At 47.9% G+C, this 26,995-nt stretch carries 22 protein-coding genes; 7 read left to right on the top strand and 15 right to left on the bottom strand.

Translation table 11 applies throughout. The features are described from left to right. Positions 1-88 precede the first annotated feature (88 nt). A complete protein-coding gene (gene scpA / locus DES40_RS11570; protein ID WP_121102333.1) occupies positions 89-2,227 on the bottom strand; it encodes a methylmalonyl-CoA mutase in 2,139 nt (712 codons plus the stop codon). A 1-nt stretch (position 2,228) separates the two neighbouring features. Further along, entirely contained in the window at positions 2,229-3,524 is a 1,296-nt protein-coding gene (locus tag DES40_RS11575; protein WP_121102335.1) for a methylmalonyl-CoA mutase family protein, read from the bottom strand. Between the two features lie 210 nt (positions 3,525-3,734). On the opposite strand from DES40_RS11575, the gene DES40_RS11580 reads away from it, so the two are divergent. After that, complete coding sequence (locus tag DES40_RS11580) at positions 3,735-4,517, top strand: ferredoxin--NADP reductase (protein WP_121102337.1); 783 nt, start codon at positions 3,735-3,737, stop codon at positions 4,515-4,517. A 1-nt stretch (position 4,518) separates the two neighbouring features. On the opposite strand, the gene DES40_RS11585 is transcribed toward DES40_RS11580, so the two are convergent. Continuing rightward, a complete protein-coding gene (locus DES40_RS11585; RefSeq protein ID WP_121102339.1) occupies positions 4,519-6,906 on the bottom strand; it encodes an LPS-assembly protein LptD in 2,388 nt (795 codons plus the stop codon). Positions 6,907-7,070: 164 nt separating this feature from the next. After that, the gene (locus DES40_RS11590; protein WP_121102341.1) at positions 7,071-7,535 is read right to left on the bottom strand and encodes an Lrp/AsnC family transcriptional regulator; all 465 of its coding nucleotides are present in this window, start codon (positions 7,533-7,535) and stop codon (positions 7,071-7,073) included. A gap of 129 nt (positions 7,536-7,664) precedes the next feature. On the opposite strand from DES40_RS11590, the gene ald reads away from it, so the two are divergent. The 3 genes from ald (at position 7,665) to DES40_RS11605 (ending at position 10,717) form a co-directional block, all read left to right on the top strand. After that, positions 7,665-8,777, top strand: a complete 1,113-nt coding sequence (ald, locus tag DES40_RS11595; RefSeq protein WP_121102343.1) for an alanine dehydrogenase — start codon at positions 7,665-7,667, stop codon at positions 8,775-8,777. A gap of 149 nt (positions 8,778-8,926) precedes the next feature. After that, complete coding sequence (locus DES40_RS11600; protein ID WP_121102957.1) at positions 8,927-9,754, top strand: class II aldolase/adducin family protein; 828 nt, start codon at positions 8,927-8,929, stop codon at positions 9,752-9,754. Between the two features lie 54 nt (positions 9,755-9,808). Beyond that, on the top strand, positions 9,809-10,717 hold the full coding sequence (locus DES40_RS11605) for a formylglycine-generating enzyme family protein (protein ID WP_121102345.1): 909 nt from the start codon (positions 9,809-9,811) through the stop codon (positions 10,715-10,717). Between the two features lie 196 nt (positions 10,718-10,913). Here the strand turns inward: DES40_RS11605 and DES40_RS11610 are convergent, their stop codons facing one another. The 3 genes from DES40_RS11610 to thiE form a co-directional block, all read right to left on the bottom strand. Beyond that, positions 10,914-12,521 carry an AbgT family transporter gene (locus tag DES40_RS11610; protein WP_121102347.1) on the bottom strand — a complete coding sequence of 536 codons (1,608 nt, stop codon included), beginning with the start codon at positions 12,519-12,521 and terminating at the stop codon, positions 10,914-10,916. Between the two features lie 107 nt (positions 12,522-12,628). After that, on the bottom strand, positions 12,629-13,699 hold the full coding sequence (locus DES40_RS11615; RefSeq protein ID WP_121102349.1) for a tetratricopeptide repeat protein: 1,071 nt from the start codon (positions 13,697-13,699) through the stop codon (positions 12,629-12,631). Further along, positions 13,624-14,280: a thiamine phosphate synthase gene (gene thiE / locus DES40_RS11620; protein ID WP_121102351.1), complete on the bottom strand. Its 657-nt coding sequence runs from the start codon at positions 14,278-14,280 to the stop codon at positions 13,624-13,626. The genes DES40_RS11615 and thiE overlap by 76 nt, the downstream gene beginning before the upstream one ends. Positions 14,281-14,470: 190 nt before the next feature. Here thiE and DES40_RS11625 point away from each other — a divergent pair, with 190 nt between their 5' ends. The 3 genes from DES40_RS11625 to DES40_RS11635 all read left to right on the top strand — a co-directional run bounded on the left by DES40_RS11625 (position 14,471) and on the right by DES40_RS11635 (position 16,782). Then, the gene (locus DES40_RS11625) at positions 14,471-15,319 is read left to right on the top strand and encodes a TIGR01459 family HAD-type hydrolase (protein ID WP_121102353.1); all 849 of its coding nucleotides are present in this window, start codon (positions 14,471-14,473) and stop codon (positions 15,317-15,319) included. A 61-nt stretch (positions 15,320-15,380) separates the two neighbouring features. Continuing rightward, positions 15,381-15,815 carry a MaoC family dehydratase gene (locus DES40_RS11630; RefSeq protein ID WP_121102355.1) on the top strand — a complete coding sequence of 145 codons (435 nt, stop codon included), beginning with the start codon at positions 15,381-15,383 and terminating at the stop codon, positions 15,813-15,815. A gap of 25 nt (positions 15,816-15,840) precedes the next feature. After that, positions 15,841-16,782 carry a bifunctional riboflavin kinase/FAD synthetase gene (locus DES40_RS11635; RefSeq protein WP_121102357.1) on the top strand — a complete coding sequence of 314 codons (942 nt, stop codon included), beginning with the start codon at positions 15,841-15,843 and terminating at the stop codon, positions 16,780-16,782. 35 nt (positions 16,783-16,817) lie between these two features. Here DES40_RS11635 and DES40_RS11640 read toward each other — a convergent pair whose 3' ends face one another. The 8 genes from DES40_RS11640 to mtaB all read right to left on the bottom strand — a co-directional run bounded on the left by DES40_RS11640 (position 16,818) and on the right by mtaB (position 26,990). After that, on the bottom strand, positions 16,818-18,509 hold the full coding sequence (locus DES40_RS11640; protein WP_121102359.1) for a DEAD/DEAH box helicase: 1,692 nt from the start codon (positions 18,507-18,509) through the stop codon (positions 16,818-16,820). Between the two features lie 110 nt (positions 18,510-18,619). Next, positions 18,620-19,099, bottom strand: coding sequence for a bacterioferritin (bfr, locus tag DES40_RS11645; RefSeq protein WP_121102959.1), 480 nt, complete (start codon positions 19,097-19,099; stop codon positions 18,620-18,622). Positions 19,100-19,593: 494 nt separating this feature from the next. After that, a complete protein-coding gene (locus DES40_RS11655) occupies positions 19,594-19,797 on the bottom strand; it encodes a hypothetical protein (protein WP_121102363.1) in 204 nt (67 codons plus the stop codon). A gap of 136 nt (positions 19,798-19,933) precedes the next feature. After that, the gene (gene acnA, locus DES40_RS11660) at positions 19,934-22,624 is read right to left on the bottom strand and encodes an aconitate hydratase AcnA (protein WP_121102365.1); all 2,691 of its coding nucleotides are present in this window, start codon (positions 22,622-22,624) and stop codon (positions 19,934-19,936) included. 121 nt (positions 22,625-22,745) lie between these two features. Continuing rightward, a complete protein-coding gene (locus tag DES40_RS11665; protein ID WP_121102367.1) occupies positions 22,746-23,018 on the bottom strand; it encodes a hypothetical protein in 273 nt (90 codons plus the stop codon). Between the two features lie 76 nt (positions 23,019-23,094). Next, on the bottom strand, positions 23,095-23,700 hold the full coding sequence (locus DES40_RS11670; protein ID WP_121102369.1) for an inner membrane-spanning protein YciB: 606 nt from the start codon (positions 23,698-23,700) through the stop codon (positions 23,095-23,097). A gap of 161 nt (positions 23,701-23,861) precedes the next feature. Next, positions 23,862-25,673, bottom strand: coding sequence for a signal recognition particle-docking protein FtsY (gene ftsY / locus DES40_RS11675; RefSeq protein ID WP_121102371.1), 1,812 nt, complete (start codon positions 25,671-25,673; stop codon positions 23,862-23,864). Then, positions 25,674-26,990, bottom strand: coding sequence for a tRNA (N(6)-L-threonylcarbamoyladenosine(37)-C(2))-methylthiotransferase MtaB (mtaB, locus tag DES40_RS11680; RefSeq protein ID WP_121102373.1), 1,317 nt, complete (start codon positions 26,988-26,990; stop codon positions 25,674-25,676). Between the last annotated feature and the right edge of the window lie 5 nt (positions 26,991-26,995).

Below are 26,995 nucleotides of genomic sequence, written 5' to 3' on the forward strand. Positions count from 1 at the left end.
CTCGCTTCGGCGAGGCTTTTTTATTGCCTTATTTAATATAGAGTACGCAGTCAGATAAGAGAGTTAAAACAAGGAAAGACAGATAGACCTAAGACCCTTGGCTCAACCGCATATTCACGACATCAAGAACGTCTAAAACAGCTTCTGGGATATTTGTCCCTGGTGGAAAGACAGCTTTTGCACCAAGCGTTTTGAGTGTTTCCACGTCTTCTGGTGGGATAACACCGCCGACAATAATTAGAATATCTGCGCGGTCATTGGCTTTTAACGCATCTCTTAAGGCTGGTACGAGTGTGAGATGCCCCGCCGCTAAAGAGCTCGCAGCAATGACATCAACGTCTGAATCTATCCCCAGTTTTGCCGCTTCTTCAGGGGTTTGGAAAAGTGGCCCAATTACGACATCAAAGCCAATGTCAGAAAAGGCTGTTGCCACGACCTTTTGACCGCGGTCATGGCCATCTTGTCCCATTTTCGCGATTAATATTTTGGGCTTTCTGCCTTCGAGTTCAGTAAAGGCATGAATACGTGACTTGGCCTCTGCGAAAGCGGGATTGCGTTCGTCAAAGGCCGATGAGTAAATGCCTTTGACGCCTGTTGCCACGGCATTAAAGCGGCCATAGACTTTTTCGAGGGCATCTGACATTTCGCCAACCGTGGCCTTTTTTCGCGCCGCGTCGATAGCAAGTTCTAACAAATTACCTTCGCCAGTGTCTGCAGCCCGTGTCAAAGCATCCAGAGCTGCCATAGTGGCTGCTGTATCGCGGTCTTTCTTTAATTGATTTAAGCGCGCGATTTGGCCTTGTCTAACGGCGGCATTGTCGACCTTTAAAATAGGAATGTCATCGACCTCGTCAGAGATAAATTTATTTACACCCACGACCGTTTGTGCCCCTGAATCTATGCGGGCTTGTGTACGGGCTGCTGATTCCTCAATTCTTTGTTTTGGAATACCTGCTTCAATTGCAGAGGCCATACCGCCTAGGCTTTCAACTTCGTTAATATGGGCAAGGGCCTTTTCTGCGAGGTCATGCGTTAGGCGTTCAATAAAGAAACTGCCGGCCCACGGATCGATTTGTTGCGTATGCCCGCCCTCTGTTTGCAAGAAGATTTGTGTGTTGCGAGCAATACGGGCTGAAAAATCTGTGGGTAGGGCCAAAGCTTCATCAAGTGAGTTTGTATGAAGACTTTGTGTGCCGCCATCAACGGCGGCCATGGCTTCAATGGCTGTACGGCCTACATTGTTGAAAACGTCTTGCGCCGTTAATGACCAACCTGATGTTTGACAATGCGTTCGCAGCATTGTTGATTTTGGGTTTTTCGGGTTAAAGGGGCTAATGAGCTGCGCCCATAATAAACGCGCCGCGCGCATCTTCGCGACTTCCATATAATAGTTCATACCGATGGCCCAAAAGAAGGAAAGCCTTGGGGCAAAACGGTCAATTTCCATACCTGCAGCTAAACCAGTGCGAACATATTCTAGTCCATCCGCAATCGTATAACCGAGTTCAATATCTGCAGAAGCCCCTGCTTCTTGCATGTGATAGCCAGAGATGGAAATTGAATTAAACTTCGGCATATGGGCCGATGTGTGCGCAAAAATATCACCAATGATGCGCATGCTGGGTTTTGGCGGATAAATATAAGTATTTCGAACCATGAACTCCTTAAGGATATCATTTTGAATGGTACCCGCGAGCTTATCTTGAGAGACGCCTTGCTCTTCTGCGGCCGCGACATAGAGGGCGAGAATAGGGAGGACGGCCCCATTCATCGTCATAGAGACGCTCATCTTATCTAGTGGGATTTGGTCAAACAAAATCCGCATATCATAGAGGCTATCTATGGCGACGCCGGCCATACCGACATCCCCTTTAACGCGGGGGTGATCTGAATCATAACCGCGATGAGTTGCTAAATCAAAAGCAACCGAGAGACCTTTCTGGCCGGCCGCAAGGTTGCGGCGATAAAAGGCATTTGAATCTTCTGCTGTTGAAAATCCAGCATATTGACGCACTGTCCATGGGCGTTGTGCATACATTGTCGGATAGGGTCCCCGTAAATAAGGCGCGAATCCAGGCAAGCTGTCTTGGAAAGGCAGGCCTTTAACATCCTCTGGTCCGTATTGTGATTTAACGCTTATCCCTTCTGGAGAGACCCAATCAGGGCCAGCGGCCGCCGCAATATTTGCGCTGCCAAGGTCAATCTTTGTAAAGTCAGGCGTGCTCATTTTAGGTGTTCTCCCTGAATTTTGCGGGTCGGACATTTTCTGCAGGGTGAAGTGTGACGCCTAAAATAGGTTTGTTTTCCGCCTCTCTATTGGCTTTTGCTGCCTGTACTGATTTTTGGAAAATGCCCGATGTGAGCATTTCGATAATGCCGCCCCCGCTTTCAAGCGCTTGGAATTCTGTCCAAGCGGTTTGGGCCAGCGCCTCTGTCATACGTTCATGAAAATAGCTGCCATAAGCGGCGTCTTGCACCTGAGCGAGATGGCTCTCCTCCATCATCATAATTTGCATATTCCGGGCGATGCGATAGCCAAACGGGGTAGCATTCCGCGGGCTTTGCGTATCAGCATCCGTGAAAGGGCGTAGCGTAATATATTCGGCGCCGCCTCCAATAGCCCCAAATCCCGCCGTCATAATCCGCAACAAATTTGTCCAAGGATCAACAGTTTGCATCATTCGCAAAGCGCTAATGCTATGGATGGGGATGTTTGATTGGGCGCCAAAGCTTTCGGCGATACGGTTCAGAATACGGCGTGCCGCCCGAATTTTGGCGATGCCTAAATGGGCATCTTGATTTGCAGCCAAACGTACCGAAAGTCGAATATCAGGGCCATAATGTCGATAATAATAAGCCAAGCTTGCCGCCATATAGCTAAGTTCTTGTGCTTCACTACCACCTGCATCATGAACAATGGCGGCGTTTATACACAGAAGTGACAGCTGGTCTGTTTGCAGAGAAATCGGCAAGAATAAGCCTTCATCCAATGTTTCAGACGCATAACTGCTAGAGACAGGGTCTAATCCTAAATTCACAACACAGTTTTCAAGCTCGTCAAGATTAAGCACTAAACGGGTCATCTCTTTTATCTTGGACGCACTTACGTCGCTAAAGGTAAAGCGGATCGGGACGAGTTCGGTGTGAACTCCTTCTAATAATCGTTTTAAATCGGCGCTATGGCGTAAATTAATGGCGCCTTCGCCGAGCGTAATATCCAAAGCGCTTGCGCCGCCTTTTAAGTCATCCAGTAATTGTTTGTTTGCAAATGCAATATCGGCGTCTCGAATAGGTGCGCAAATATGCCAAGCGCGGCCTGCTAAGAGGGGTGATGGTGTTGGCGGTAAAAAAGAGAGGGCATCAGGTCGATCAGCACGGGTTGAAAGCGGCCCTTTGGCAAGGCCATCATCAGTTTCTTGAACCAGTGTATCGATGTCTAAGCCTTTTAACCCTGCTTTGACGAGGGTTTCCCAGTCTTGACGCGAGGGGGTCTCAAACTCAGAATTTAACTTTAGGTCTGACATAGTGGCCCTTTGTGATAATTAATCCTAGAATATGGTTGATTAGGGTCAATAGCTAGGCATTTAAGCTAGAATGGCCGAATTTATAAGGCTTTTGCAGGCAAATCTAGGTGTTCTGTATATAGAACGATTGTTTTTTATATAGAATATTGCATTTTAGCTGTTCGAGACCTATATGGCGCTCGACAGCTTATATTACCCTCGGGATTTCTTATGTCTAATGCGCCTACCGAAGAAAAAGTGCTTGAAGTCGAGCATTATACAGATCGATTATTCCGATTTAAAATTTCGCGGCCACGTTCGTTTCGTTTTCGTTCGGGCGAATTTATTATGATTGGTTTGCCAGCTCTTCCAGATCAAAAACGACCTATTTTGCGCGCCTATTCTGTCGCCTCTCCAAGTTGGGATGAATCCCTTGAATTTTATTCAATTAAAGTGCCAGACGGACCGCTGACATCGCGTCTTCAAAAAATCAAAACTGGTGACACGGTTCTACTGGGACGCAAGCCAGTGGGCACTTTGGTTCTTGATGCCCTTTTGCCTGGAAAGCGGCTTTATATGTTTTCTACGGGTACTGGCCTTGCGCCTTTTGCGTCGCTTATCAGAGATCCTGAAACCTATGAGCGTTATGATGAGGTGATTTTAACGCATACATGCCGTGAAGCTGCGGAGCTAAATTACGGATTAGAGCTTGTGCAGAGTTTAAAAGACGACCCGCTTGTGGGTGAAATGATTGACGGAAAATTGAAACACATCACGTCTCTGACCCGAGAGGATCATCCTTTAAAGGGCCGTATCACAACTCTGATTGAAAACGGAAAGCTATTCGACGAAGCTGGGGTACCCCCTCTTAATCCCGCAGAAGATCGCGTAATGATTTGCGGTTCAAAAGACATGATCGATGATACCGCAAAACTAGTGGAAACTTTCGGATTGAAAGAGGGCTCAAATTCACAGCCCCAAGAATTCGTGGTCGAAAAATCTTTTGTCGGTTAATTTAATTTGCAGAATCGCCTAGCGACAGCAAGGCAATGCGAATGCCGAAACCAGAAGAATCCCTTACGGCATCATTTGAAATATTGTTCCGGTTATAGGTCAGCTCAATCAGGGTGCAGTCATCCTGATAGGCAAGGGATAGGCGTTGACGTCTGAAATCATTCGTGTCGACATCATAATAGCCAGTATAACGCGTGCTCCATTTGTCGGTGATTTTGAAGCCGAGTGAGCCTGAAATTTCTTCTGTGGGCGCGCCTTCAATCGTATTAATGTCATCCTCTACACGATAATAACGGGCTCCAGCGTTAAAGCGGTCCGTGCGGAAACGTAGTGATGAATCTATACGGCGGAATTCACCTTCGTCATCATTAAAGCGAAGACGTGTTTTCGTGGAAAAATACTGACCTAAATTAAGTTCAAACAATCCAATAATATCAGAGGTGCTGCCTTCTAGGCCTGTGTTAACGTCATAGCGATTTTCTACGCCGCTTGTATAGCTTTGCCCGACAAAAAGATGGGCGCGGCTATCATTCCAATCCGCAATAACGGAACCGCCGACATCTGCACGAAAGCCTTCTTCCCAAAGGTCATAGCCGCCATTCTTATTAGAATTCCAAAATTGTGATTGGTCTAAATCAATATTAGTTCCGTCTTGAAGAAGCGACACGGTAGAGCCTGTCCCATCAATCCCAATAAATTCATTCAGTTTGCCGTCACCAAAACTTTGCGTGATTTGAACGCGTGGCTCTAGGATCCAGTCGACTGTCGATGTGGACTTGATAAGCGGGTAGCGGAAATCTGCACCAATCTGACCCAATGTACGAGAGAACTCTGTTTTTGATCCGCCATCTGGCTCTAATTCAAAATAGTCAACCCGCGCCTGAGCAAATGGTTTTATCTCGACACCCGCAGGAGCAATCCATGTTTTAGAGTAATCTAGCCCTGCCGTCGCGCGGCCATAATCTGTGCCGACTTTGCGGGTCAACCATGTTGTATCCCCAAAGGCTTTCAACCGCCCACCCAAGACAGGGTCTTGAAAATAGGATTCGGCTTCGACCTTAGGGGCTAAAACGGGTAACTGACTGTCATCAAATTCATCGTAGAAAATCTGACCATTATCTAGCTCGGTAAAGCGAGACCGTAAATCTTGGAAAGCGACGGTCGAAACGCTAAAGCGCGTGTTATCATTTTGCCCAATGACGAAAGCTTGGCTGGTGTTTCGGCGGCTTTCAGATTGATAGAGCCCGCGCGTTCCTGGGCTTTCATTTAAATCATATCGATTGAGATAAGTGTCATCAGAAGATAGCTGAACACCAAACCCATAATCCCAAAAATCAGATGGCTGAAAATAGCCATCAGCATAGAGGTGAGATCGCCAGCGTTTATCAATGGGGGCTTCGGAAGGGTTGGCGAAAAGGGTTGGGTCGTCAAACGCATTACCATCACGGTCAAAGACGCTGCCATAAGTTAGGCTGCCTTCAAGGTCTATCCGGCCTGTGTGAAAACGCTGTGCAAATTCCAACCCTAGGAGCGGATTGACTTTCGTGAAAATTCGCGGCGTTACCGTAAGCTCTGTTGACTCATCAATAGCCCAGTAATATGGGGTTTGAACGGTAAATCCCTTATCACTACCCACCCCCATGAACGGAGCCAAAAGCCCGCTGGCACGTTTCGCGCTCGGGTCAGGATGGGCCAGATAAGGCGTGTAAAAAACAGGCAAACCTAATAGTTCTAAAACTGCATCATTATAACGAATGGTTCGCGTTTCGCGGTCTTGTCTCACGCGCTTAGCCCGAAGCCTCCAAGCTGGTTTCTTAACTTCGCCGTCTTCTCTGCAAATCTCACATGCCGTGTAATAAGCGTTATAGAACTCAAATTCTTCATTCGTGTTGCGATTAACAAAACGAGCGCCGACAACGCCGCCGCCTTGGATGCGGCCTGTATAATTAGTAGCGGTGCCGGCCTCTAAGGCTTCTGATAGCTCTAGCTTATCTGCATATTGAACCGAACCTGTCGCATCAATTAATGTGACATTTCCTGAGGCAATAACGCGGCCCGTATTTCGATTGTAAACGACCTCGTCTGCTCTGAGGGAGCGGTCTTCATAACGTCCTTCGACTTGTCCTTGAACGGTCAAGATACCTTCGTCTTCATTGCTGGTCAGACTGTCAGCCTCAAGGTAAAAAAGGTCAGGGTCGCGAAATGGACTATCATCGGCGAGTTCTAAGGGTCTGTTTGTCCCTGCGGCGGTCTGTTCTACGCCAATTTGGGCAGATGCCGTGGCGGCCGTAAGAGCCATTGTCATGCCGGCCATGATAGAACTCCCGCTCCGCAAAAGAACGGTGCGTAGAGATGTAGAAAATTGACGCGTGTTGTCGGTTTTTAACATGTACCCTTAGAAGAACCTTATCTGGCGATTGGCTTGGTAGAAAACAGCCCGTGCGTTTCATATATTTTATTTCTCTCTGGCCTTAAACAATCCCATCGGCAGGGTCTATTAAAAAGCCTGATTTTTCCTTTTCGTGGCATGAAATTTCAGAAATCCGCAGAGTATTATGCGCCATGTGCGGGATAGCCGCCCCATCGCTTTACCGTTTTCATAACTAAAGCGGATTGAATACGGCTTACGTGAGGGAGGGAAGCAATGATACGTTTGTAGAGCCGTTCATAGTCTTTGGTATCTGGCGCGGCGACTTTGATTAAATAATCGGCACTGCCTGTCATAAGGTGACACTCGAGAACTTCGGCGCGTGCGACCGCAGCCTTTTCAAACGCTGATAATATCGCTTCGCTTTGTCCTTCCAAGGTTACCTCAACATAGAAGGTCATATTGAAGCCTAGCTTTTCCCCATTAAGGCGGGCGGCATAGCGTTCTATAATACCATTTTTCTCTAATATCCCAATGCGTCGATGGCAGGCAGAGGCAGAGAGCCCTACCTTATCGCCAATATCAGCTATGGGAAGACGGCAGTTTTGTTGGAGTATTCCGAGTATTTTTCTATCTATGGAGTCAATCATAGTATTTCATTCGATAAAATTTATGTATGATTGATTATTATTCTAATTCCACGGTGAATGTCGAATACATTTAGTGATTTTATCGAAACCGCGTTTGTTAGAGGGGGGTAAATTATAGGGAGATTAGTCATGCTTATCGGTGTGCCCAAGGAAATTAAAAATCATGAATACCGCGTCGGGTTAACACCTGAATCGGTTGCAGAGCTCATCCAAGATGGTCATTCAGTCCTCGTCGAAACACAGGCGGGCTCAGGTGTTGGGGCGTCTGATGAAGACTATATCGCTGCCGGCGCGAAAATAATCGAAACAGCAAAAGAGATATTCGAAAAAGCTGAGATGATTATCAAAGTGAAGGAACCTCAAGCCGTAGAGCGCGCCATGCTACGTCCTGGTCAAATTCTATACACCTATCTCCATCTTGCGCCAGACGCCCCTCAGACAGAAGATTTGATTAAAAGCGGCGCAGTTTGCATCGCCTATGAAACTGTGACGAATGATGATGGCATTTTGCCTTTATTACGCCCGATGAGCCAGGTTGCGGGACGTTTATCAATTCAAGTGGGCGCAAAAGCGCTGCAAAAAGATGGCGGCGGACGCGGAATGCTATTAGGCGGTGTGCCCGGCGTGGCCCCTGCAAAAGTCGTTATTATTGGCGGCGGCGATGTGGGCTTTAATGCGGCGCAAATGGCTGTTGGTATGCAAGCTGACGTTACGATTTTGGATCGTAGCAATAAGCGGATGGAAGAGCTCTCTTATCATTTTGGCAATCGCGCCAAAGTCATACGTTCTACGCCTGCCGTTCTTGATGAGCTGTTGAAAACAGCGGACTTAGTTATTGGCGCTGTTCTCGTCCCCGGTGCGGCGGCTCCAAAATTGGTCACACGTGAGCACTTGTCGACTATGATGGATGGCTCAGTCTTAGTGGATGTGGCTATTGATCAAGGTGGATGCTTTGAAACGTCGCATGCAACAACCCACGCAGACCCAACCTATATTGTTGATGGCGTTGTTCATTATTGCGTAGCGAATATGCCCGGCGCCGTAGCGCGCACTTCGACTTATGCATTAAATGCGGCCACCTTGAATCATGCAAAACGCCTCGCTCGTTTAGGCTGGAAAGAAGCTTTGCGTTCTGATGCGCACTTACTTAATGGACTGAATGTTTGCGAAGGTAAGTTAACCATCGAGGCCGTGGCTGAGGCACAAGGTTTAGAGTGGGTTGAAGCCAGTAGCTGTCTCTAACGCAGAATAATTTAGTCGACACCAAAGTCGACATGCCCAAAATGTTTGAATAGTGATTATGCGGCAGGCTTTTACTGAGCCTGTCGTCTTGCCAAATTGCTCTGTCATGCCGCATAAGGTTGTAAAAGAACCAATCTATGGGGAAAATCATGAACCAACAATCAGCAATGACGGCCAGTGCAGGGTTTGCAATTCCAGATCCAACAGAGATACCGCGCCTCGAGGGTAAGGTTTCCGATACTGAATGGACGCTCAGAAAACAGCTCGCCGCCACATATCGCCTCTGTGCCATGTATGGCTGGACGGACTTAGTCTTCACACATATTTCCGCACGCCTCCCTGATGAAAATGGCGAACATCGTTTCTTGATTAATCCTTATGGCGTCATGTTTGATGAAATGACAGCGTCAGCCTTGGTCAAAATCGATATGGATGGAAAAATTTGCCAAGATACGCCTTATTTCATTAATCCTGCCGGCTTTACTATTCATTCTGCTGTTCATTTGGCGCGTAAGGATGCGGGCTGTGTTATTCACGTTCATACCCCTTATGGCATGGCTGTATCTGCACAGAAAAAGGGCCTCCGTCGTTACACGCAAATGTCGATGCAAGTTTATAATGACTTAGCCTATCACGACTATGAAGGCATTGCTTTGGACATTGATGAGCGGGAACGTATTGTCTCGGACCTTGGGACGAAAAGTCTGTTAATGCTAAGAAACCACGGAACACTGACCTTGGGCAAAACCTGTGGCACCGCTTTCTTGCGAATGTATTTTCTTGAAAACGCCTGCAAAGCTCAAATTTTTGCACAATCTGTCGGCGGAGAAGAGCATCTCATCGAGGAGCCCATCGAAATGGGTGATAAAGTCTATCAACAGGGCGCCGCCGCCTTTGTACCCGGTATGGGAGATAACCTCGTTTGGCCGGGGCTTATGCGCAAATTAGCCAGAACAAATCCCGGTTTCGATCATTAATACTCTGGTCTTTATTCCCATGCTAGTTTCTGACGAGCATGAGGGATAAGGCTTATGATAAGTGAAATTTGTGTTTTGGTCTTAAGCGGCGCGGTTTTCGTGCAGCCAACAGAATGCAGGGCAGACCCTCAATCTATTGAGGCCCGCCGTTATATTTTACTAGATGCTAAAAAGCCTAAGCCAAAGCCAGTCTATATAAAGCCTAAACTGGACCACTCTAAGCCTTCGCCAAAATCCATGAACATGGTGACAATACCGCCGGGCCAATTTCTTATGGGTAGTCCCCAAACAGAGAAGCGGCGCGACGCAAATGAAGGGCCGCAACGGGCTGTCACAATCAGTACGCCTTTTGAAATTGGGCGCTATGAAGTGACTTTTAATGATTGGAACAAATGCGTCAAAGGCGGGGGTTGTAGAGGATATGTACCAAAAGATGGAGGTTGGGGTAGGGGTACTCGGCCTGTCATTAATATCAGTTGGAATGACGCTAATCATTATATTCGCTGGTTGAATAAAAAAACAGGATTACGGTATCGCCTGCCAACAGAGGCAGAATGGGAATATGTCGCCAGAGGTGGGTTGAACGCGCCATTTTCAACAGGAAATACGCTGTCTTCTGACCAAGCAAACTTCAACGGTGAGTTCCCATATGGCGCCGCGCCCAAAGGTGTATATCGACGAAAAACTGTGCCTGTCGGTAGCTTTGAAGCCAATAAATATGGTGTTCATGATATTCATGGAAATGTTTATGAATGGGTCGAAGATTGTTGGACGGCCAATTATTCGAATGCGCCGCGTGATGGACGAGCGCGCAAAGATGGCGATTGTAAGTTCCGTATTATGCGCGGCGGGTCATGGGTAACACATGGCTATCAGGCCCGCGCCGCAAAACGCCTGCGATATACGACGGATTACCGCTATGACGATTATGGCTTTCGAATTGCCAGAACGTTAGCAAAATAAAACTTCTTGCTTGAAAATACCTATCTATAGATAGCAAAAAAGAAGCTAGTGGGGGGAACTAGCTTCTTTGTAATGCAAAAGTAAAAGGGAAGAATTTTGCATGCCTCTAAGAGACATGTAACTCATATCCTATTATTTTTATCCGTCTATTAACGGTTTCGTGAGGGCCCCGTGAGACGCCCTCGCATGACGCCTCTTACCCAGGTAGTGAATAAGAGATAGGCGCGCCAGGCCCTAGATCCAAGCCAAAGGCAATCCATACAACCATTAATATGACTCCTGTAATTAAGAGCCACACTGAATACGGGATCATCATGGCCGTGAGGCTGCCCAGACCAAAGTCTTTTTGCCAGCGGCGCGCAAAGACAAGGATAAGCGGGAAATATACCATGAGCGGGGTGATGATGTTTGTGGCCCCATCCCCAACGCGATAAGCCGCTGTCGCGCCTTCTGGACTAATGCCCAAAAGCATAAGCATCGGCACGAGAACAGGCGCGAGAAGAGCCCATTTTGCACTGGCAGAACCAACAAACAAGTTAAGAAGACCTGTGAACAACACGATCAGCCCAAGCGCAATAGGCAACGGCAATCCACTTGATCTAATTCCATCAGCGCCATGTACGGCGGTAATTAATCCCAAATTTGACCAATTAAACATCGCAACAAAATGCGCCGCTGCAAAAGCAAGAACAAGGTAATAGCCCATATCTTTCATGGCTTCTGCCATCATATCGACGAGGTCTCTGTGGTTTTTAATCGAGCCTGCGGCGCTGCCATAGGCCCACCCTGCGGCAAGAAATAAAACCATAAAGCCTGCGACAAGGGACCGGAAAAAAGGTGTGGCCGTGACATACCAATCTTGGCCTTCCGTGCCGGGGCCATCATTTAACAATGGTGTTCCGGGACCAAATGTCATGGCAGCCCAAAGCGCGCAAACGGCCAAAATGGCTAAACCTGCACGGCGTAAGCCTTTGCTTTGTTCTTTGGTGAGCGGTTTATCCTCACCGCCATATTCCAAGGCCTGTCTTTCGTCTGGAACCCATTTGCCAAGGCGCGGCTCGATAATTTTATCGGTCACAAACCAAATAACAGGCAGATAAATAAACATAAGCGCGGCAATAAAGTACCAGTTACCCGCGATATTCATTGTCCAGCTTGGGTCAATGCCTGCGCCGTCTACGGCGGCTTCGGTGATGCCGAACAGGAGGGCGTCTAATTGCCCTGGAGAAACATTGGCAGAGAAGCCCCCTGATACACCTGCGAAAGCTGCCGCAATACCAGCCATAGGATGGCGCCCTACAGTTGCAAATAAAATCGCGGCGAGCGGTATCATGACAACATAACCCGCATCCGCCGCGTGATTAGAGAGCATAGCCACCAAAGCCACAACAGGCGTCAAAAGAAATTTCGGTGCGCCGCGTACAGCTTGGCGAATGCCGCTGGCGAAGAGGCCAGAGCGTTCGGCAACCCCTGCCCCCAACATCACAACGAGGACATAGCCAAGCGGATGGAAGTGAGTGAAAGTCTTTGGCATTTCGACCCAGAGCCGTTGAATGTTCTCTGCCGAAATAAGGCTGGCCGATTTAATAATAACAGGGCTACCGTCAGCATTTACTTTTACGGGGTGCTCTGCCGTTAGGCCAAATAATTGGGCCAAGACAGAAATGAGGACCAAAAAGAGAATGAGATAAAAGAAAATAAAGACAGGGTCAGGCAGACGATTACCTGTGCGCTCTACCCAAGATAAAAACCCCTTAGATTTTTGCGATTCATTTGGCACTGGGCCGCTCTGACTATCCGACATTCATGTCCCCTAAATAATTTTAGGGAATGATAAATAGTTATCGTTAGAAAGCAATCCTGTTATCAGCTTGTGGCTCCCAAGATGGCATAATGACCTGATAACCCCATCTATAAACGGGCCTTCACACGTGATAGCGTTTCAGGGCTAAGGCGTCCTTCAAGTCCAGTTCGCAGGGTTTCTCGGTCTTTATCATATAGGTCACTGCCTTGAATGGTTTCGGCGGATTTTATAGATTTAAGGACCCAGAAATAAGCCTCTTCAAAATTTTGCGTGACGCCTTCGCCTTTGGCCAATGTGAAGGCATAGAGGAATTGGCCTTCACTGTCGCCTTTTTGCGCGGACTTCTGAAACCAGGCCGCCGCTTCTTTTTGAGAGGGCTTGCTGGCGACGCCTTGATAAACCAGTAGGCCATAATCTGCCATCGCGGCTGGGTGCCCGCCTTCTGCGGCCATGCGTAGCCAATTTACAGATTTTTGCTCATTGGGGCGAATGTCATAATTTTCAGCATACATGACGCCGGCTATATAGGCGGCCTCTATATCGCCCGCATTGGCTGCTTGCTCATAGGCGGCAAGAGCGGCTTCGGGGTCTGTCTCAAACAGGCTATCGCCCAACGCTTTGGCGCCTTTGCTGTCGAAGCTCTGCGCCGCCTTCCTTAACCAAAACTCAGACTCGGCCTTGTTGACTTGTGTGCCTTGCCCAGTGCGGTACATATCCGCAAGTGCCCGCATCGCATCTGTGCGCCCTGATTCAGCGGCCCTTAAAAGATAAGAAAGAGAGTCTTTATGGGACAGGCCTGCTTGTTGCAAAAGCCCCATTTCGCCTAAAGCGACAAGGGCGTCAGGATGGCCTTTTAAAGCGCCTTGTTCGAACCATTTTCGGGCTTCAGTCAGATTGACACTGCCTGCTTCGCCTTTACGTAAAATATGCCCCGCCAATACGGCGGCGTCGGAATTCCCAGCTCGAGCAGAAGTCTTTGCTAGGCTGAGGGCTTGAAGGGGTTTGCCGTCCTGATAGGCGTTAAGCGCGGCTTCAAAATTAGCGGCGGTTTCTGCGGCGTTAATGGCAGGGGCGGCAAAACTTGTTACCGCGTTAAAGGGGGCTATGAGCGCGAATGCTCCAAACAGAGTGCAGAGAGCTGCGACACGGCTGCGGCGGGGCCCTGTTTGTGTTTCCACACCCCTGCGCTCACAGCGATGAAGTCCGCGCCAGCTTTGATCACTTGTGCCGCATTCTCGACCGTGATGCCGCCAATTGCGACGCTGGGTATCTCGACTGCTTCGTGCCACCATTCTAAAATCTCCAATTCGGCGCGGGCCTTGGGTGTTTTTGTCTGCGTTTCAAAAAACGCCCCAAACGCCACATAATCTGCCCCAGCGCCAGCGGCCTCAAAAGCAAGGCCTTTCGAATTATGACAGGTTACACCAATAATGGCATCCCCGCCTAACAGCTCTCGGGATGAAAAATAGTCCATGTCATCTTGGCCGATATGAACGCCATCCGCATTTATTTCAGCCACGAGGTCAGGGCGATCATTCATTAAAACCATGACGCCATATTGGTGACAAAGAGGCGTAATAGCCTTTCCAGCCTGAATGAGGTCTGAATCAGAGAGGCCCTTTAACCGTATTTGCAAACAGGCGACGGGCGCGGCCGCTAAGGCGGCCTCTAGGCTCTGTAAAAAAGCCGCCATGTCTGTAATCACAGGTGGAGTAAGCAGGTAAAGTTGACATGGGGCAATTGGGGATGGAGTGCTCATAGCGGTCTTTTGCGGCCATTGCCGGATGGCGTCCAGCGCTTTCGCTCAGCGGGTAGAAAAAATATACATTTAGCGGAGAAAATATAGATTTTATCTCTGCACATCTCGGCCCTTGATAGGGTTGCGAATAGCGCTTATCGGGATGACTGCAAAGTGACTGATTGACGCTAAAGCTTTCTAGGATAATAGCATGAGTAATTTACACGAAGACTTTCAGGATTTGTCTGGCCTCGGTGATATTGCTGAGGATTACGACGCTATTTTATGTGATATATGGGGTGTTGTGCATAATGGGAAGACGCCCAATATGGCGGCGTGTGAAGCCTTGGAACGGTTCAGGGAAGAGCGTGGACCTGTTGTTATGATTTCTAACTCGCCTCAGCCAAGCGTAGCAATTCCTCATAGCTTTGCCCGCATCGGTGTGCCCGGTGGTTTTTGGGACGCTATCGTTACATCAGGTGATGCGACAATCGATGAATTAGCGCGGCGCGCCCCCGGGCCCGCCTTTAAGCTTGGCCCCGAACGTGATGATGCGCTTTATGATGGGCTAGAGCTGAATTTTTCAGATTTAGATGAGGCTGAGTTTATATCTTGCACGGGTCCCTTTGATGATGATGAAACGCCAGATGATTACCGCGAACTTCTTGGCCATGCGATAAAACGCGACCTAGAGTTCATCTGTGTCAATCCCGATGTAAAAGTGCGTATCGGTGACAAAGTTGTCTATTGCGGCGGGGCTTTGGCACAGCTCTATGAGAAAATGGGCGGACGGGTTGTTTATTCAGGTAAGCCGCATGACCCAATATATCGGTTGTCGCGCGCGTGGCTCGAGGAAGTCTTAGGGACATTACCAGAGGTCGAACGCGTCCTATGCATAGGGGATAATATTTTTACAGATCTTCTGGGCGCCCAAGAGCAAGGCTATGATTGTTTGTTCATTCAAGACGGGCTGTATGGCGACACTACTGAAAAGTTTAAGGCTTTGCTTCAGAAACACAAAATTACTGCGCGCTACATGACACCGAAATTATCGTGGTAATGTGTGGGCGTGAATGATATTACGCTTTCCTTGAAAGAATAAGAGACGCTAAGGGTTAAACATGACGGGTGACGTAAAATACTACCTCGAAGATATTTCAGTCGGTATGAAGGCGAGCACAACCGCCATTATCACAGAAGAGATGATAAATACATTCGCAGACATTACGGGCGATCATAACCCAATTCATGTTGATGCTGAATTTGCGGCGACGACCCAATTTGGTCAGCGGATTGCACATGGGGCCTTGTCGGCGTCTTTCATTTCGGCGGTTCTGGGGAATGACCTTCCTGGGCCAGGGGCCTTATTTGTTGAATTAAATTTACGATTTCGAAAACCTGCTTTTATAGGCGATGAAATCACGGCTGTAGCCGAAGTCGCAGAAATAAATGAGCGTTCAGGTCGCGTGAAAATGCGTTGCCATTGTGAAGTGAATGGTGAGAAAATTTGCCGAGGTGACGCAGGCGTCTTTGTTCAAAAACGACCAACTGAATAAGCCTGCGATAGCGCTGTAATACGTTTTGAAAACGCTGACTTCTTATTCAGGCCTTAAAGCGAGTGATAAAGGCGCCGTTCTGGCTTTGGGCAATTTTGATGGTTTGCACCGCGGTCATCAGGCCGTTATTGCAACTGCAAAATCTATCGCCAAAGACCTAAAAGCGCCCTTGGGCATTGGTCTTTTTCGCCCACACCCCTTTCGCTTTTTTAAACCCGAGGCGCCGCCCTTTCGCCTTATGAGCCCTACTATTCGTGCAGAAATAATGGCTGAGTTGGGCGTCGAACATTTATATGAAATTCCCTTTACGGCGGAGCTGCGGGATTTAGAGGATACCGAATTCGTCGAACAGGTTCTCCACGAAGGCCTAGGAATCCGCCATGTCGTTGTTGGAGAAGATTACGGTTTCGGCAAAAATAGGTGCGGCAATGTTGAGAGCTTGAAGCGCCTTTGCGCCGCTCGGAATATTGGCGTGACAGCCATGCCGCCTGTTGGTCTCCATCAATTATATGGAAAATATGGCAGTACAGAAATTCGCAAAGCTTTACAGTCTGGGGATGTATTCCATGCGCATCACATGTTGTCTCGTCCATGGACTGTTGATGGAACCGTTCAGAAAGGCCAACAACGCGGCCGAACCATTAATTTCCCAACGGCCAATCTTGAGTTTGGCGATTTAGTGCGGCCAAAATTTGGCGTATATTGCGTTGATGTACAGATCGATGGAGAAACAGAGCGTCGCCCCGCCGTTGCAAATACGGGCAACCGACCGACTGTTGGCGGCGAAGATGCCCGTTTAGAAGTCCATATTCTGGATTTTGACCGAGACTTATATGGTCAACGTATCACGGTACGCTTTCGCAGTTTCATTCGGGCGGAGAAAAAATTCGAAAGCTTCGAAGCGTTAAAAACCCAGATTGAAAAAGATGCCCAAGGCGCCAGAGCTGTTTTTGGTCTAAAGCTCTAATTGCGTGCACTTATATACTGAGCGGGGAATATGGCTTATCCTCGCCCTCTGGGTTTATGTGTTGACGCTTTGCCTGATGTTTGTCCGCGATTGCCCTGTGCGGGTTTATGCCGTGAGCGGTTTGAAGGTTTCCCTTTGCCGCCCCCTTTAGAGGCATTTGATTTTGCTCGATTGAACCCTTTGCCTGAGTAAGACTGCGCTTTGCGAGCTTCGGCTGAGAGCTCTGGCTTTTGAGGCGTACTCTCTGAAGCGTTCTCTGATTTGGGCTTACGTGACCTTACGCGTTCGCCCTTTTCATTCACCCGCCGGTTTTGCGGTTGTTCAGCACGATGAGATGTGCCGCCGTTATTTTCCGCGGTGTTGTTTTTGCTAGAATGACCCTGCCTATTGTTAGGTTTTGCTGCCGTTTTTTTAGGACCGCGCTGAAAGTCGCCTTGAGATTTATTTGATCTGGAATTGCCAGCTTCTGTTTTGGAAGCGTTTGATGAGCGCGCTTTCTTTTTGGACTTCCCGCGACCTTTACGGGCATCAGGCTTTGGTTTTTCGGGCGGTGGTAAAGGCTTGCGAGATTTAAGCGTTTGAAGCTTTTCCGTCATATCTGACGGCATGTCCATTTTCGGGAGCTTTTCTTTCAGTAATTTTTCGATATCTTTAAGATAATTACTCTCACTTTTGTCGACAAAGGCGACGGCTACGCCGTTACGTTTTGCCCGAGCTGTACGTCCAATGCGGTGAACATATTGTTCGGGTACATTTGGAATTTCATAATTAAATACATGTGTAATGCCGGGTATATCTATCCCGCGTGCGGCAATATCAGTTGCGATAAGGACGTCTACTTTACCGGATCTGTAATCTTCTAAGGCGCGCTGTCTCTGGCCCTGGGATTTGTTTCCGTGAATGGCGACAGCCAAAATGCCGACTTGCGCGAGGCGTTTAACAATACGGTCTGCTCCGTGTTTTGTACGCGTAAAGACAAGTGACTTTTTCACCTCTTCATCCAACAGAGCCACGCTTAAAAGGCTTTGTTTGTCGGCTTGATTAACGTGATAAACACGCTGTTCCACTTTCTCTGCCGTCGTGTTCGCTGGGGTTACAGAGATGTGTACTGGATCCGTTAAGAACTGCTGAGAGAGTTTTTTAATGGCGGGCGCTAGAGTTGCCGAAAAGAAAAGCGTTTGCCGGTCTTTAGGCAGGATGGGCACAATCTTTTTAAGGGCGTGAATAAAGCCCATATCCATCATTTGATCGGCTTCATCCAATATCAAGACCTCAACCTCATTCAGGTGAATGGCCTTGCGATCTAATAAATCGATTAATCGTCCGGGTGTTGCGACGATAACATCATTTCCAAACACTAGGCGTTTGATTTGGCGGTTAATAGAAACGCCGCCATAGATACAAGACACTGAAAGATCTGTGACGTGGCGACCATAGTCACGGACTGAAACAGCAATTTGGTCGGCGAGTTCGCGTGTCGGCGCGAGAATTAGAACGCGGGCACTGCGTTTTGGGGCGTCTTTTTCAACAGTGATTATGTGGTTCAAGGTCGGCAGGGCGAAAGCTGCCGTTTTCCCTGTGCCTGTTTGCGCAATGCCCATTATGTCGCGCCCTTGTAAGGCCTCGGGTATCGCTTGGCTTTGAATTGGAGTTGGCGTTTCATGCCCTAAATCTTGCAAAGCGCGGTTTAAGGGCTCTGCTAACTGCAGAGAAGAAAAAGTAGTCATATTGGTCCGAATGGGGAAACGACCCGCTACGGCCTATGAAAGGAGCGCGCACTAAGCCCAGACTGCCTGCAAGTCAATTCTCTTCGGCAGACGGGCTCTAGGACGTGTGATTATTCAGCGTTAGGCTCTGATTGATTTTGAATGTAATTTTGAAGACCAATAAGTCTGATTTGATCTTGCTGCGTTTCAAGCCAGTCTAAATGCTCTTCTTCGCTCGTTAGAATTTTCGCAAAAAGGTCGCGCGTTACATAATCTCGAACACTTTCACAATGTTCTACGGCGTCGCGTAAAACAGGGATGGCGATATGTTCAATTTTCAGATCACATTCAATAATTTCTTCGACATTTTCGCCAATGAATAGTTTTCCAAGATCTTGGAGGTTAGGCAATCCGTTGAGAAAAAGAATGCGCTCAATAATCCAATCCGCATGATTCATTTCATCGATGGATTCTTCATATTCTTTTTGTGCCAGTTTCGAGACACCCCAGTCTTTCAACATTCTAGAATGTAGGAAGTACTGATTAATGGCTGTTAGCTCATTCTTCAGGGCGGCATTTAAAAATTCGATTGTCTTTGGATTGTTGCGCATAAGTATATGGTCTCCGACTTGGGTCGAAGTCAGCATAACAAATTTGAAGCGTCTTGGACAGACGTTTCTCTAAAATTTCAAAATGCGCTATTCAGCCGCGATAGGGAGAGCAGGCGCCAATTTGGCATCGAGTCTCTCTTGGATTGAACTTGCGCACTTTCCACAATTAAAGCGTTCGCCGTAATGTGCTAAAACACAACGGGCTGTTTTCGCGCCATTACAGGCGGCAAAATCAACCTTCTCCGTGTTTATTTGTCGGCAAACGCAATAAATCATGAGTCCATAAACCCTAAGTGCGAATGAATGTCAATTACTTTGCGAATGAATTGCAGACTTATTGACGATATGATGTTGAAGAGGGTGTGGTGGCTCAAGTGCTCCACACGGTTAAGACAGCCGTTTGACACGAACCGCCTTAACCGGCCTGACCAATTAGAGTGCCCCAATGGTCAGGGGGCTCGACTTAATCGCTGAGAGGGGAGGCGATTAAGTGGCTATAGATATCTTAACGCGAGGATGTTTTCGGACTGTCCGTCCTGCGCAAGATAGGGATCATCAAAATGTAGGGACGCTTGGGATAGCTTTGGTTTCTTTGAGACGAGGCGATCGGCCAATAAACGGCTGAAGGCAATGATGACCCAAAGGCAAAGCTTAAAGAGCAAAATAGTCTTTAAGAGGTTTTCATAGCGACGTTCCATACACTTTATCCGTGTTTCTATGAAACTACACTAGCGCAATAATGTGAGTATTGGGTTTATAAACGCGCTTAACAAAGCGTCATTAAAAAAGCCCGCTTCAAAGAGCGGGCTTTAAAGTTCATAGGGCCTGTAGCGCTTATTCTGCGGCGACGGCTTCGCGGGCTAAATTACGCAGAACATAATGCAAGATGCCGCCATTTCTGTAATATTCCAGTTCGTTCTCTGTATCGATGCGAACATTCACAGTGATGGATTTTTTCGAACCATCGGCAGATGTAATCATAACATCTAGTGTTGAACGCGGTGTGATCGCATCAATATTTTCAATATCAACGGTTTCATCACCTGTTAGACCGAGACCTTCCCAGCTCTCTCCCTCTTGGAATTCAAGCGGAAGAACACCCATACCGATAAGGTTTGAACGGTGAATACGTTCGAAACTTTCAGCGATAACGGCTTTGACACCTAAAAGGATGGTCCCTTTAGCGGCCCAGTCACGAGAGGACCCATTGCCGTAAAGACCACCAGCAAAGACAACCAAGTCTTTATTGTCGGCTTTGTATTTTTCAGCCGCGTCAAAAATACTCATGACTTCGCCAGTCGGGACATATTTCGTCACGCCGCCCGTTGTGCCTGGCGCCATTAAGTTTTTGATGCGGATATTGGCGAATGTGCCGCGCATCATCACCTCGTGGTTGCCGCGTCGTGAACCAAAGGAGTTAAATTCTGCACGGACAACATTATTTTCAGTCAAATAACGCCCAGCAGGACCGTCGCCTTTAATCGCACCCGCCGGCGAGATATGGTCTGTGGTGATGGAATCACCAAGTAGCGCCAAGATGTTAGCCCCTTTGACATCTTCAACCGCATCAGGCGTGGTTGTCATGCCATCAAAATAAGGGGGGTTACGGACATATGTTGACTTTGGTTGCCAGTCATAAGTTTCGCCGCCAGTGACTTTGATTTTCTGCCATTGCTTATCGCCTTTGAATACATCCGCGTAACGCTCGGTGAACATCTTACGTGTGATGATTTTGCGAACGACCTCAGCAATCTCAGAAGAGGATGGCCAGATATCTTTAAGGTAGACATCATTCCCGTCCTTATCGACACCAAGAGGATCAACATCAAAATCGTGATGCATTGAACCCGCGAGAGCATAAGCCACAACAAGCGGCGGTGAGGCCAAGAAATTCGCTTTAATATCGGGCCCAATCCGGCCTTCAAAGTTACGGTTACCTGATAGAACTGAACAAGAGACCAAATCGCCTTCTGCGATAGCGGCTGAAAGTTCATCGGCCAAAGGTCCAGAGTTGCCGATACACGTTGTACAGCCATAACCCACCACGTCAAAACCGAGTTTATTGAGTTCTGTTTGTAGCTTAGACTTTTCTAGATATTCACCGACGACTTGTGAACCTGGAGCCAAAGATGTTTTGACCCAAGGTTTAACAGTCAATCCTAAAGCATTCGCTTTTTGCGCCACAAGACCCGCCGCCATCATAACAGATGGGTTTGATGTGTTGGTACAAGAGGTAATCGCTGCAATAAAGACATCACCGTGATCAACACTGAAGTCTTTGCCCTTAACGGGGATAGCTGACCCTTCTGCGGGAGACTTTTTATATTCGTCACGTAAAATCTTGGCAAAAGTTTTTGAAGAACCGTCGAGGTCGAAACGGTCTTGTGGGCGTTTTGGGCCAGAGAGAGCCGGTTTTACGGTTCCCATATCAAGGTGAACTGTATCGGTATAAACGGCGTCTGAACCATCACGCCATAGGCCTTGCGCTTTGGCATAGGCTTCAACCAATTCGATACGGGCTTCGTCGCGTCCTGTGGCATTTAAGTATTTCAGCGTATCAGCATCAATCGGGAAGAAACCACATGTTGCGCCATATTCAGGTGCCATATTGGCTAATGTAGCTTGGTCTTCGAGAGATAGGTGATCCAAACCTTCGCCGTAAAATTCAACGAATTTACCAACCACGCCTTTTTGGCGAAGCATTTCAACAACACGTAAAACCAAATCCGTTGCGGTGGAGCCTTCAACCATTTTACCTGTAAGCTCAAAGCCAACAACTTCTGGAATAAGCATAGAGATAGGCTGGCCAAGCATTGCGGCTTCGGCTTCAATTCCGCCAACGCCCCAACCCAATACAGAGAGGCCATTAATCATAGTGGTGTGAGAGTCTGTCCCCACGAGTGTGTCAGGGAAGGCATATGTTTTGCCACCTTCCGTTTTTGTCCATACTGTTTGCGCAAGGTTCTCTAAGTTCACTTGGTGACAAATGCCCGTTCCAGGAGGCACAACAGAGAAATTGTCAAACGCTTTCTGACCCCATTTCAAAAAGTCATAGCGCTCACCATTGCGCTCATATTCACGATCAACGTTTTTCTTAAAGGCTTGTTGTGTGCCGAAATAATCAACCATAACAGAATGGTCGATGACCAAGTGAACTGGGTTGAGCGGATTAATGGCTTCGGCAGAGCCGCCAAGTTTAACCATCGCGTCACGCATGGCTGCTAGGTCAACAACGGCAGGTACGCCTGTGAAGTCTTGCATCAAAACACGTGCAGGGCGGTAGGCGATCTCATGTGTAGACGTTTTCGGTCCAAGCCAGGCTGCGATGGCTTGAATGTCTTCTTTTTTGACAGTGTTGCCGTCTTCATGACGTAAAAGGTTTTCGAGCAAAACCTTAAGAGAGCGAGGGAGCTTTGAGATGTTTTTCAAGCCGTTTTTTTCGGCCTCTTTCAGATCATAATAGGTATATGTTCCGCCGCGCACATCCAAGGTGCGTTCGCAATTAAAACTGTCTAGTGAAGCCATGAGCCATCCTCGTCAAAAATAGGGGTCTGCAAATATGCGCGGCTTATAACAGGAATGGTCTTTGTTTCAATTATAAAGCGCCGTATAGCGGTCATACTTCCTGTAATATCTACTGAAATAACTACTGAGATTGGGCTAAAAGCCGCCAAGCATAGTCACACATTTTCCGTCCCGCTTTTTTAAATTGCAAGTAATTATTAAGTGCGCTTTGTTCTTTGCTAAAAGGCTCTAAGCAGCCGACATTTTGCGCGGCCCTTAAGATATAAAGATAGGTTTCATTTTGTTTGCTTGAATGGTCCCAGCCGGCTGTTGATTCAATTGAACGAATAACCGCCACAACGCGGTGCGTTAACCCTTCTTTGAATTCTGATTCGATTTCCGCATGTTGTTTCATGCGCCGTGTAGTATCAGGCTAAGGTTGCGCCGCAATGCTTGCTTAATCTCATGCTAAAGAAAAGATTAATGCGCGTTTACCCTGAATTTTGATCTTTAATTTTGCCGTGCTTTTGTATGAAAGGTATTTGCGTTAATGTGAAAACTAAGGTGAGGGGTAGAAAGCCAAAAACTTTGAAGTTCACCCAGAAGTCTTCGGATTGTGTACGCCAAATAACCTCATTAAGCGCCGCGCAGAAAAAGAAGAACAACCCCCAGCGAATGGCAATAATATTCCATTTATCACGTGGCATTTCGAAGGCTCCGCCCAGAAGAAGCTCTACAACATTTCGATTGAGAAAAACCCCGCCAATGACAGCGGCGCCAAACATCACATTCACAATCGTCGGCTTCATATAGAAAATAGTCTTATTCTCAAATGCAATAGCCAAACCCGCTGTGAAAGCGATGATCACCGTCGATAAAATGAGCATGGGCGAAACAGACTTATGCTTAACCCAAGAGATCAGCAGGGCGATTACGGCCACAATAGCAAACAGACCTGCGGCCTGTAGCATGGCTTCATCTGCGTTGCGGCGTTTCAAAATTTGAAAGGCTACAAAAAATACCAGTAGCGGCCCAAATTCAAGCCAAGCACTTGGTTTGGTTTTAGACGTGGAGGAAGATGTAGAGGATTCAGTCATGATATGCCCTGTGCCTTAGGATCAGATAAATGGCAAGAATAATGGCGAGTTATATCTCAAGTGCAGGTGCTATGTTACTGGTATAGGCGAAGACGCAATTGAGGAGCACACAACAACAAACTAGAATAACAAACAAGACGTTGAATATTTAACTCATGCCATTAATCGCGCATTTCATCTGCCACGCCGCTTAAGGCCGCCGCAAAAACGGGCGCTGAGAAATTCTCTAAATCTTCGACTTGTTCACCAATGCCGATGCAGTGAATAGGCAGATTATATTTATCCGACAAAGCGACGAGGACGCCGCCTTTGGCTGTGCCGTCGAGTTTTGTCATGATAAGACCGCTAACCTCTGCGGTTTTGGCAAAGGCTTCTGTTTGCATAAGAGCATTTTGCCCGACGGTCGCGTCCAGCACCAAGATGGAATGATGAGGTGCCGTTTCGTCTTGCTTTTTAATGACGCGTAAAACCTTAGCGAGTTCGTCCATTAATTCCGTTCTGTTTTGTAAACGCCCTGCCGTATCAATCATCAGGATGTCAAAGTTTTCATCGCGAGCACGTTCTATGGCGTCATAAACCAAACCAGCAGCATCTGCGCCGATTTTGCCAGACATGACGGGTGCATTGGCGCGTTCACCCCAAACAGAAAGTTGTTCAAACGCCGCGGCACGAAATGTGTCGCCCGCAGCAATTAAAACTTTTTTACCATCATCGGTAAAGCGCTTTGCGATTTTGCCAAGGGTAGTCGTTTTGCCAGAGCCGTTCACACCAACGAAAAGCAGGATTTGAGGTTTTACAGCGCCCAAGACAATAGGTTTTTCTAGCGGGGTAAGAATTTCAGATATGACATCCGCTAACGCAATTTTAATTTCAAGATCCGTGATTTGTTTATCAAATTTATCTTGAGCAAGCCTTGAAGTCACTTTCAGAGCTGGCCCTGTACCAAGGTCGGAGGCAATTAATATATCTTCCAAATCTTCAATGGCCGCGTCATCCAGTGTGCGCTTTGTAAAACTCGCTGCCATGCTTTCTGACATCCGAGAGGTGGACTTGCTCAGGCCTTTAGAAATTCGGGCCAAGAAATTGGATGGAGAGTCGTCAGTGGTTTGCCCCTGTTTAGGGGCTAGCTTGCCTTCAGCCTCAAGCTTGGCCTCACGCTCGGCTTTAATTTTGGCCAGAGCTTCACGTTCATTAGCCTCGCGCGTCGCGCGTTCTTCAGCGATACGGGCGCGGCGTTCCGCTTCTTTGGCTTCATCAGCCATGCGCTGAAGGCGTGCAGCCTCATCAGCTTTGTCTTGCGCGTCTTTAAGGCGCTTCGCTTCTGCGATAGCGGCTAATTTTGCGGCCTCTTCCTGACGAATAATCTCGGCGCGTCGCTGGGCTTCGATTTCTTCTCGGGCTTTGGCGGCGACCTCGGCTTGTGCCTTAAGCGCCGCCGCCTCTTGGGCGTCTTTTGCGGCTTTGATGGCGGCGTCTTCTTTGGCTTTTTGCGCCGCTTCTTCGGCGGCTAACCGTTCTTTTTCTAGGCGTTGGGCCTCGGCGCGCTCTTGAGCTTCTTGAGCCTGTTTTGCGGCAAGCGCTTTGGCCTCTTCTTCGGCTTTTAGTTTAGCGGCTTTAGCCTTGGCTTCCCGTTCGGCGTCTAATGCAGCTTGATTGGCGCGTTCTTCAGCGAGCTGTTTTGCGCGGGCGACATCTTTTGCGGCTTGAATCTCGGCTTGGCGTTTATCTTCGGCTTCTTGGCGCGCTTGTTCTTCTGCACTGATTTCCGTAATATCATCAGAGGATTTTTGCGCATCCATTTCACGGGCAGATTTCAGGGCGGCCGCATTAATTGCCGCCATTCGCGCCGCCATTTGTTCATCGACGCGTTTTTGTTCAGCCGCTTTTTGAGCGGCTTCCTCGGCACGTTTTTCATCTTTCGACTTTAAGCCGAAACGGGATAAAAACCCTTTTTTCTTTTTCTCTTCAGCCATTTAAATCAGGGTTCCAATTAGATGCTCGGGGGTTGCCCCCGTAATTTTAACTTGCGCTAAGCTACCGCTTTTGGCGGGTGTGTCTACCTTAACCAAACAAAAGTCAGGCAGACGGGCAAAACCTGTCTCTTCAAACAAAGCCATATCTATATCCCCAATGCGGCTTTGTAAGTGAAGGGCTTTTACGGCCTCGCCTTCAGCGCGTAATAATTTTGCTCGGCTTTTCACAATATTACCATTTACAGGAGGAATCTTTGCAGCGGGTGTGCCTTCGCGAGCGGAATAGGGGAAAACATGAAGCCAAGGAATTTTTACGTCTGAAACGATGCGCAATGAGTTTTTAAACATGGCCTCTGTTTCAGTGGGAAAGCCTGCGATAATATCGGCGCCAAATGTCATCTCCGGCCGTGCGGTAGTAAGCCGATCGCAAAGCGAAATAACATCGTCCCGGCTGTGCCGCCGCTTCATGCGTTTTAATATCATATTGTCACCCGCTTGTAGCGACAAATGTAAATAAGGCGTCATGCGCGGCTCTGTGGTCAATAGATCAAAAAGGACATCGTCGACTTCGGCGGGATCAATAGAGGATAGCCGTAGCCGTGGCAGGTCAGGAACAAGTTTTAAAACGCGTCTAACTAAATCCCCTAAAGGCGGGCTTCCGGGTAAATCGCCGCCCCATGATGACAAATCTACGCCTGTTAGAACGACTTCATTAAAACCTTGGGCGACGAGAGATTTCACAGACCCTACAACTTCGCCAGCCGGGACGCTCCGTGCATTACCGCGTCCATAGGGGATAATGCAAAATGTACAGCGGTGGTCGCACCCATTTTGAACCTGTAAGAAAGCACGGCTACGATTTTGCGACTTGAACAGAGCTTGATTGCCGCTCCCCATAAATTGCGGGGCCGTTTCAGAGACGCTCATAATATCATTCACGCGAATGGGTTCAGACGTTCTCAGAAAATCTGGGTCAAAGCTTTGCGGCGACATTTTCTCATGATTGCCAATAACGTGGTCAACGCCTTTAATATCCGCAAATGCCTTGGGGTCGATTTGTGCAGCGCAGCCTGTCACGATCACTTTTGAATCGGGATTGTCCCGCCGCGCCTTACGAACCTGTCGCCGACTCTCTGCGACTGCTTCATTGGTAACGGCGCAGGTATTGATTATTATTGTGTTTTTCAGTCCAGCGTCACGCGCATGTCCTGCCATAACATCGCTTTCATAGGCGTTGAGACGACAGCCCAAATTCACGACCTTTGTGTCGTTATCAGCAGAAGCGTCTTTTGGCTTTATGTCGGGTATATCGCCCATGCCGC

It is taken from the genome of Litorimonas taeanensis, from assembly GCF_003634015.1.
GTDB lineage: Bacteria > Pseudomonadota > Alphaproteobacteria > Caulobacterales > Maricaulaceae > Litorimonas > Litorimonas taeanensis.